The 8,590-nt window shown below is 39.4% G+C and carries 10 protein-coding genes; 4 read left to right on the forward strand and 6 right to left on the reverse strand.

What is annotated here, in order from left to right:
- Positions 1-173 precede the first annotated feature (173 nt).
- A complete protein-coding gene (locus tag ACFWMP_RS28895) occupies positions 174-896 on the forward strand; it encodes a YheC/YheD family protein (protein WP_042191416.1) in 723 nt (240 codons plus the stop codon).
- Positions 897-986: 90 nt separating this feature from the next.
- Here the strand turns inward: ACFWMP_RS28895 and ACFWMP_RS28900 are convergent, their stop codons facing one another.
- The 6 genes from ACFWMP_RS28900 to ACFWMP_RS28925 form a co-directional block, all read right to left on the reverse strand.
- Positions 987-1,310, reverse strand: a complete 324-nt coding sequence (locus tag ACFWMP_RS28900) for a hypothetical protein (protein ID WP_379425707.1) — start codon at positions 1,308-1,310, stop codon at positions 987-989.
- 103 nt (positions 1,311-1,413) lie between these two features.
- Entirely contained in the window at positions 1,414-2,361 is a 948-nt protein-coding gene (locus tag ACFWMP_RS28905) for a hypothetical protein (RefSeq protein ID WP_042191420.1), read from the reverse strand.
- Entirely contained in the window at positions 2,358-2,915 is a 558-nt protein-coding gene (locus ACFWMP_RS28910) for an RNA polymerase sigma factor (RefSeq protein ID WP_076300428.1), read from the reverse strand. The genes ACFWMP_RS28905 and ACFWMP_RS28910 overlap by 4 nt, the downstream gene beginning before the upstream one ends.
- A 149-nt stretch (positions 2,916-3,064) precedes the next feature.
- Positions 3,065-3,709, reverse strand: coding sequence for a DEAD/DEAH box helicase family protein (locus ACFWMP_RS28915; protein WP_379425710.1), 645 nt, complete (start codon positions 3,707-3,709; stop codon positions 3,065-3,067).
- 156 nt (positions 3,710-3,865) lie between these two features.
- Positions 3,866-4,864, reverse strand: a complete 999-nt coding sequence (locus ACFWMP_RS28920) for an NADP-dependent oxidoreductase (RefSeq protein WP_379425712.1) — start codon at positions 4,862-4,864, stop codon at positions 3,866-3,868.
- A gap of 16 nt (positions 4,865-4,880) precedes the next feature.
- Positions 4,881-5,171 (reverse strand): ArsR/SmtB family transcription factor, encoded by a 291-nt coding sequence (locus ACFWMP_RS28925; protein WP_042194449.1) that lies wholly within the window; start codon positions 5,169-5,171, stop codon positions 4,881-4,883.
- Between the two features lie 365 nt (positions 5,172-5,536).
- Here ACFWMP_RS28925 and ACFWMP_RS28930 point away from each other — a divergent pair, with 365 nt between their 5' ends.
- From ACFWMP_RS28930 to ACFWMP_RS28940, 3 genes are all read left to right on the forward strand, one after another.
- Positions 5,537-6,601: a helix-turn-helix domain-containing protein gene (locus ACFWMP_RS28930; protein ID WP_379425714.1), complete on the forward strand. Its 1,065-nt coding sequence runs from the start codon at positions 5,537-5,539 to the stop codon at positions 6,599-6,601.
- Positions 6,602-6,734: 133 nt separating this feature from the next.
- Positions 6,735-7,268, forward strand: a complete 534-nt coding sequence (locus ACFWMP_RS28935) for an RNA polymerase sigma factor (protein ID WP_379425716.1) — start codon at positions 6,735-6,737, stop codon at positions 7,266-7,268.
- Positions 7,255-8,424 carry a DUF4179 domain-containing protein gene (locus ACFWMP_RS28940; protein WP_379425718.1) on the forward strand — a complete coding sequence of 390 codons (1,170 nt, stop codon included), beginning with the start codon at positions 7,255-7,257 and terminating at the stop codon, positions 8,422-8,424. Before ACFWMP_RS28935 ends, ACFWMP_RS28940 begins: the two co-directional genes overlap by 14 nt.
- Positions 8,425-8,590 lie beyond the last annotated feature (166 nt).

The following is an 8,590-nucleotide window of genomic DNA, read 5'->3' on the forward strand; positions in this document are numbered from 1 at the left end:
GCGAATGCCAATAAATAATCCGCGCCCAGCCGAAGCTGAACAGTAATGAAATTTAGCCGCCTAAAAGCCTTTTTCACCTGCTTCGGCTCATAAATATGGACGAATATCCACTTATACTGATTCCTAATTTGACTTAGAATTACCGTAGAAGATTGAAAAAGGCTGTGATTCTAATGTTAATCAAAAGAGACAAATGGTTGCAATATCGCATCCTTCGCAAGGGTTCCTCTCTCGCCGGACGGCTGCCAGAGACACAGTTGCTTAAGAAGAACGCATTAACGAATATGCTGCTTCACTATCAAAGCGTCGTATTGAAACCTCGCAACGGGAGTTACGGAAGGGATATCCTGTTCATTAAACGAAACGGTGCAAACGCCTATCGTATTCATAACGAAAAGAAAGCTTTCACCATGACAGACAGCGATAAGTTATTTAAATTATTCCATAAAAAAAACAGAGGTCGTGGATATATTGTCCAAAGGCGTCTGCAGCTTGCCCAAATTCAACACAAGCCATTCGACATTCGGATAATGGTTCAACGACAAAAGAGCTCTTCATCCACTTGGAACGTGACAGGCTCATACGCGAAAGTTGCGGCGCAAGGATATCTAGTCACGAATGTGGCTAGCCGCACCATTCCAGTCCTTGAGGCACTCAAATTAGCCCGAATCGGAGATCGGAGCTTGCTTGTCAAAGCGGAACAGATCGCATTATTGGCAGCCACACAACTGGGTGAGCGTTACCCAAAGCTTAGACAAGTCGGGTTCGATATAGGCATCGACAGGAACTGCCGGATTTGGATCATTGAAGGCAATTATCAACCGGACTTACGCCCATTCCGGCTCTTGAAAGATTCCTCAATGCATCGCAGAATATTATGGTATAAGAAACATTAGAACGAAAAAAAAAGACGACCAGCCTCTTATCTTTGGCCTGTCGTCTTTTCATGTTTGGTGCCTATCCTTGATAATCCCCCGCTTGCAATTTTACTTGTGTCTTTTGTTACTTACAACACGCGTCACTTGGAACTTATTTACCCCTACCTGTATAATGGCAAACTGGCTGTAAGAAGTGCCGGAAGACGTATAAGGTTCCGCTTGAATATTTCCACTCGGCGTTCTAACCGTTGCAGTGATTCTAGTCACCAAACAGACTCCACGGCTAGAAGCTTTCCAAGTCTCGTCACGCTGAACACTATAATTGTCATCACTACATAAGATGGATGCATATTCAACTTTTCCAAATGCATTAAACGATGTGGAGTTAAAGATCTGTACGGGGTCATAACCGCCAGCTTTTCTATTTCCCATCCTCAAAACCTCCCTTATTATCGATATTATTCATTAAATGCAATTCCATCGTTTTGGTAAGGTATAAATGTGGACAAGAAATAAAAGTACGTTTATCCGATGGTCACAACCCCTTCTCTTTTACTTCTATTATCTTTTTACTAAACTGATATTTCACTGTAACATTCTCAATAATCTCAGTATTCTGGTAGGCAAGAGAACCTTCAAATACTAATGTATCATTGTCTTTCCACACCAGGTTATCAGCATAGCTATAATTCTCATGATCGTTGCGAATCCATGTATCTAGTTCTTTTTGTGCACCATATTTGACTCTTGCAGATTCTATTAACTCTGGACTTGTCATTCCCTCTTCAATATTGCTAATTTGAACAAAATTACTTTTATTAGAGCATGTTACGATCGCAATTAACTTATGATTTGGAGAAGGGATAATTTTTGTAATATACATAGATGGTGCAGAAAAACTTAAATATTCTTTAAGCACATTGTCTTTTATTCTCCAAATGACATTTTGACTTCCATAATCCGAATAATTATTAAACAACGTAAATATCATACTTCCGTCTGCTAGCTTAACAATATAAGGGCTCCGATAACTTTTCGACAAAATATCTACGGCAAAAGCAGCCGCATCAGCGATTTTTTGATTCTCATTTTTTATAAATGGCTGAAGTTCTTTTAACGCTTTTACTCTCAACGTGGGATCATTAAAGCTTTCTACCAGCCTATTAATAGCAATATATACATATTCATTATTATCACTTTTTAAAGCATGTAGAAATTTTTCCGCATCATATTGAGTAGCAGGCTCTAACTCCATGTCTTCAGCATTTAAATAACGTATGTAAGGCTCTGAATTTTGATTTTTATAATATTCTGTTGCTAATAAAGCTGAAGCGGTTGAACTATATAGGACAAGACAGGCAACCAAAATAACCCACTTTTTAGAAATTCCTTTTTTCCTTTTCTCTGTTCCATTGTGCCCAGCCGCTTCAATTAAGTTTTCATCAATGAGTCCGATCTCCTTAAATAAATCTTCTTTTTTCATAGGTTAACCCCCTCTTTGTCTAGATGAACTCGAAGTTTATTTCTTGTCCTAAATAATATGGATTTCACTTTACTACTACTCATATTAAATCTCATAGAAAGCTCATCTATTGAATAGGAATACCAGTACCTTCCAATAAATATGTTTCTCGCTTGCTCATCTATGCCATATAAAAATTGATTTATTAAGTTTGCGATCTCACCTTCTTCATACTCTGTTTCTACAGTATCAGGCGAAGCTAGACATTCTTCTAGTTCCGTTAAAATGACTTCAAACTCACGATTACGCTTCTTCGCTGTATTATAACCATACTTATCAAGCGCAATATTACGGGTGATCCTCCCTAAAAATACCGAAAAATTCCTAGGCAGATTGGGCGGTATCGCATTCCATGCCGCTAAGTATGTATCGTTCTCACACTCTTCAACATCCGAGAAATTTGAAATAATGTTTCTTGCAATGACTCTGCAGTAAGCCCCATATTTATTTTTAGTCTCTAAAATGGCTTGCTGTGAACGCTGTAAGTATAGGTGGATTATTCCTTGGTCTTCCATTCGTTTTCTCCTTTTAAACACTCTTATCTATATAGTAGAGAATTCTTAGGATGGGTTGCACTTATATTAAAATTTACACCCATATATAAAGACAACCCCCTCCTAAACAAGGAAGGGGTCTTTGTAATAGATCTGCCTTTTGGTCATCTCTACAATCCAAAATGTTCTCTAACTAACCTAAATTGTTCTTCCACGCTCATACTTGGTATTCTTTCAACGGTTTTGATCCCCATTTTATTACAAGCAGTCTTAATCTCATTAGAGAACTTAACCATAGATTTGTTACCGTGTTTAATCGTTTCTTCTGGATTTATCGTGTAGGCGTTAATACAATCTAAAATCATCTTATGATCTTCTCTAAAGTAATATAATCTCTCTATCTCTTCATCGGACGTATAAAAACAAATCATTCTCTCTTCTGGAATAAACGGTAGTATACGTTCAGGCATTATTCCTAAATCTATTATAATTGGTTTATCATTAGGCATTGTTAACAAATCAATGATAAAGAAGTCCATCATCTCTTCGACGATTTGAAATAGCCATTGGCAGTGCTCATCTACAGGTTTATTGAACCACTTATTCCAATCCAAATCAGAATTAGGAAATTGAAGGGCAGGGTATTCAACAGGACTAGTGAATGGTCTGTATTTTAAGACATCATCCCCCAATGTTTGAAAGCCTAGCTCCTCTACAAATTCCTTGGTCATGGTAGTCTTCCCAGCACAAGGCCCCCCATTAAGCCAGTAAACATGTTTTAATTGTTCCTTCAAATAATTATTATTAATCTTCATCCGGTACACCCCATATGATTTGTGTAATATCTTACTTTAACACGTTGGTTTCAGGGAGGTGACGGATTCTTATCTTCCTATAACAGTGAAAACACATAGAAATTCTCCTTTCTTGACACAAGTAGTTATATTCTATGAGTGGGGTTAAATTCCCTATCACTTTATCTTTAATACGATCTTTCCTTTTGCCCTGCCCAATTCAGAATACTCCATCGCCTTCTGAGCTTCTTCGAAAGAGAATATTTGATCAATTACAGGCTTTATTTCCCCTGCTTCTATAAGCTCCGAAATGATCTCCAATTGTCTCCCGCTTGGTTTCATGAACAAGAAGCTGTATTTGGCATTATATTGCTTTTCTAATTTTGTTAGCTTACGGGTAACCAATCGAAAAAGACTCGTTTTTATAAAACCAGACCCATATTCAACTCCGAAGCGTGCATTGGGCAGCCCAGAAACCGATACAATTTGTCCGCCTGGTTTGACTATTTTAAAAGCCTTTTCTAATGTCTCTCCGCCAATCGTATCGAATACTCCATCATAATTTTGTAAGACCTTATCAAATTGTTCTGTTTTATAATTGATTATTTGATCGGCCCCAAGAGATTTGACCAGATTAGCTCCAGCATCGCTAGTAGTTGTAGCTACATAAACTCCCATCGCTTTAGCAAGCTGGATAGCAAAGGTCCCAACGCCGCCCGATCCAGCTTGAATCAATACCTTTTGCCCTGCCGATAGCTGTAATATATCATGTAATGCTTGATAGGATGTAAGCCCGACTAATGGGATTGACGCCGCTTCCTCAAAGGAAAGATTTTGTGGCTTTAAGGCTATATCGTCCTCATGTATGGATATATATTCTGCGAAGGTTCCAATTCTATTTTTTCTTGGCCGTCCGTATATTGCATCGCCTATTTTAAATTTTGTTACTTTATTTCCTACTTTGGTGACTATACCTGAAAAATCATTTCCTAACACAAGCGGCATATCGTATTTCAACAACATACGAGTTTTGCCATCCCGCACCTTGAAATCGATAGGATTAATACTTGCCGCATGGATTTCTGCCAACACATCATAATCACCTACTGAAGGTGTTGGAATGTCTGCCATTAGAAGAGGACTTTTCCCGTATTTTTCAATGATCATCGCTTTCATTAAGAAACCTCCAATTCTAATAATATTGTTCCATAAATTCATCGAGATGGTTTATAAGATTTTTTAACACTCCTAATTTTGTTCTAACGTCCATAAAATAATAATTTTTAGAGCCTTCTTCCCTCACCATTATAATTCCGGCTTCTCTTAAGATTCTTAGATGATGGGAGACAGCAGGTCGTGATAGATGCGTTTTTTCAGTAATCTCACCTACGCGTAACCCGTTCGTACAGGTAGTCTCCATAAGTACAGTAATAATAGATTGTCTTGTCTCATTACCAATAGCTAAAAAGACCTTCTGGCACATCTTGAAATCATCTTTGATGACTTCAACCTGTTGCTGTTTATTAATGATTCTCACCGCTTTCGTTTCGTTCAATCGTTTAACTTAGTGAACCATTTGCTGACGAGTATGTCATAACAAGATATGCTCCGCAACCTTGAGAAAGAAAATCGAGATCACAAGTAAATTTTTTACATTCCCTCGCCTCCAACCCTCAGAGGAGAATTGTCGATAAATCTCAAATCGCCCTTCTTATAAATTGAACCAACATCCTACCAAGTTAACCTGATAGGTTAATTCGCTTAACCAAGCGGTCATTGTGGATATTTTATACAAAAAGTTATACTGCAATTGACTAGTCGAAATGATACAAATTGGAGGTTATCCAAATGAATGTTGAGATAGGAAAAAAAATAAAGACACTTCGTTTACAAAAAGCACTAACTCAGGAAGAACTAGCAGCAAAACTGAATCTGTCATCCCAAGCAGTATCTAAGTGGGAAAACAATGTAACCATGCCTGATATTCAAATTCTTCCTGATTTATCCGTGATTTTTGGTGTTACAATTGATGAATTATTTGCATTAACCGATGATACCCATTTAGAACGAATTGGAAATATGATTAGTACTGAACATTTTATATCTGAAGACGACTTTAACTATGCTGAACAATTTTTAAAAGAAAAACTAAATGATGCGCAAAAAAAGTCCTCATGTCTCACCCTGCTAGCTCAGTTACACATTCATCGTTCAGATGAGCACCGTGAATTGGCTTCCCATTATGCTAAGGATGCGCTGCTATTAGCTCCGGACAGCAAAAGTAATCATAATGCCTTGCGAGATGCGGAGAATGGAATCATTTTTGATTGGAACTTTTCAAATCACCATAAACTCATTGCGTATTATAAGAATTTCGTGCCGAATCACCCGGATTACTGGCAGGCTTATGTTTGGCTTATGAACTACTTAATCGCAGACGGCAGATGTATTGAAGCAAAAGAAATTCTGGAACAATTGAACCAAATCCATCCTGGTCATTTATATCAAAAATATGGAGGGCTGATATGCAAGGAAGAGGGCGACCTTTCTCAGGCACTTGCTCTCTGGGAGCAAATGACTGATTTGTATCCTGAGGATTGGCTTGCATGGTCCTCCAGAGGAGACTGTATGGCTAAACTTTGCAGGTACGACGAAGCCATAGAATACTATTCCAAAGGTTACGAACTACAGCCAAGTCCAAAGTATACAGATGCATTTGAAGCCATTTCTCATATATATATAATAAAAGGGGAATATGATAAGTCTATTGAAAAGCATCACGAAATAATTGAGCTACGGCCCTTTCCGCCAAAACGGCGGAGGGGGCTTTTTCTTTCAGTAAGCAACACTGCCCCACCAGATACTACATTATTTTGTGAACCCAGAATGCTTGGAGAATCCCGTGTGTGCTAATTTGCCCAAGCGGTTCAGTCCCTGGATATCTTAGGTTTACTTTCGTTGTAACCTTCTAGCTGCCTGCCCGATCTAATATTTAAGTAACGTTACGAACATCCTAAGACTTTTAGTCAAGAAAGCAGGTAAATCTTTGCATATTAATCCTATTGTCGTCAAAGCCAAAGCTGGGGACTCTGAAGCATTCGTGCAGCTGATGCAAGAGATAGAGTTACCTCTGTATAGAACTGCAAGGTCCATCGTCAACAAAGACGAAGATTGTGCAGATGCCCTGCAAGAGACGATGCTTAAAGCCTTTAGGTCCATCCATACACTTAGAGAGCCCGCTTTTTTCAAAACGTGGATCTTCCGGATTCTGATTAATGAATGCAACAAAATGATCAAAAACAACGCAAGAGCCCTCCCTTATGGAGAGCTTCCCGAAGTCCCTTCCATTTCCAAGGATTATGAGAAAATCGAAATATGGGATGCCGTTCAACATCTTGAGGAGAATCTACGGATTGTCATTCACCTTCATTACCTACAGGACATGCCGATCAGTCAAATTTCCGACATTCTCGAAATTTCTACGGTAGCCGTGAAGACCCGGCTGCATCGCGCCCGCAAAAAGCTAAAGCATTCATCTCAATTCAATCAAGAAATGGAGTTGCGACATGGTAAACACTAAGTTAGAAGAACAATTAAAGAGCTGCCAAAGCCTACTTCCCGATCAGTTATCGGATATTGCCCGCTCCAAGCTGAATGAGACTTACCAAATCATCAGGGAAACCGATAATTCCATTTCCCCCGTTCAGAAAAAGAAAAATGTATCTAAAACTTTTAATAAATGGTTGATTTCCACTGCAGCCGCTGCAATTCTTGGAGTTACAGTCCTTGCTTCCGGCTTTGTATCGCCCGCAATGGCTGATGCACTCAAGCAAATTCCGGTTTTGGGACAAATCTATTCATTATGGGGCGAAAAAAACTTAGATCCCGGTGTTCAACAAGCCGAGGATTTCATCACAAACGTAAACCAAAGCGTGACCCATGGCGATGTGACCATGAATATCCCAACGTTGTTATTTGACGGAACCCGAATTCTTATGAACATAACCACTCCTGGAAACCGTCTGGCTTCGGAGCCCAATTCGCCGCCTTCAGATGCCAATAAAGGGGCAGTGGATAAGTTTGAGGTTCTCTATAAAGGCCAACCCCTGCTCTGGAGTTACGAACACATGGATGGTGAGACAGCTTCCAGCATAATGGTTCAGGTTTTGAACACTTATTATGAGCCGAGCACAACAACACAGACTGTCCAGTTCCCTGATCAGTTTGACTTGACTGTAAATATAACGTTAAAGGGTTACGATGTCCCGTTCGAATTCGTTCTGCCTGTTACAAAATCAACGCCCGTTACCGTACTAACTTCAGAGGAGACCATGCATCACGATAACATTAACTTGCAGATCAGTAAGGTGGAAATCACCCCAATCACAACGCAGTTATCCATTGAGTACAAAACCAAACCGGGCCAGAGCGTAGAAGAAATGCTCGCTTCTATCCCTTCGAAATATAAGGGGGCTAACGGGGGCGTCATCGCTCTTCAATTTGACATTGTAGATGAACGCGGCGTTCAACTGAAGCCCATCGGTGCTCACCCCTTAAGCGAATCTTATAATGTTCGTTTTGAACCCTTCAAGACTATACCAAGTACCGTAACCATCAAACCGTACTTAGTCGTTTCCGAAGGTCAAGCCCCAGCTGGGACTAAAGGACTGTGGGAAGACAACAATATGGTCAAGGAATATATCCCTGAGTTGGAGACTGTACTTTCGGTCCAATAGTTCAATTGTAAAAGGTCCTTATTTTCTAGGATGAAAAGGGTATGCAAAATTACAAAAGACGAAGCCATAATTAAACTGTACCCTATCGAGTAGACACTTTTAAAAAGTCTCTCGGTAGGGTATTTTTGTTTATAACGAAGAAGATAGGGAAGAGGAATGGTATGAG

The organism is Paenibacillus sp. NPDC058367 (assembly GCF_042723305.1).
Taxonomy (GTDB): Bacteria; Bacillota; Bacilli; order Paenibacillales; family Paenibacillaceae; genus Paenibacillus_AQ.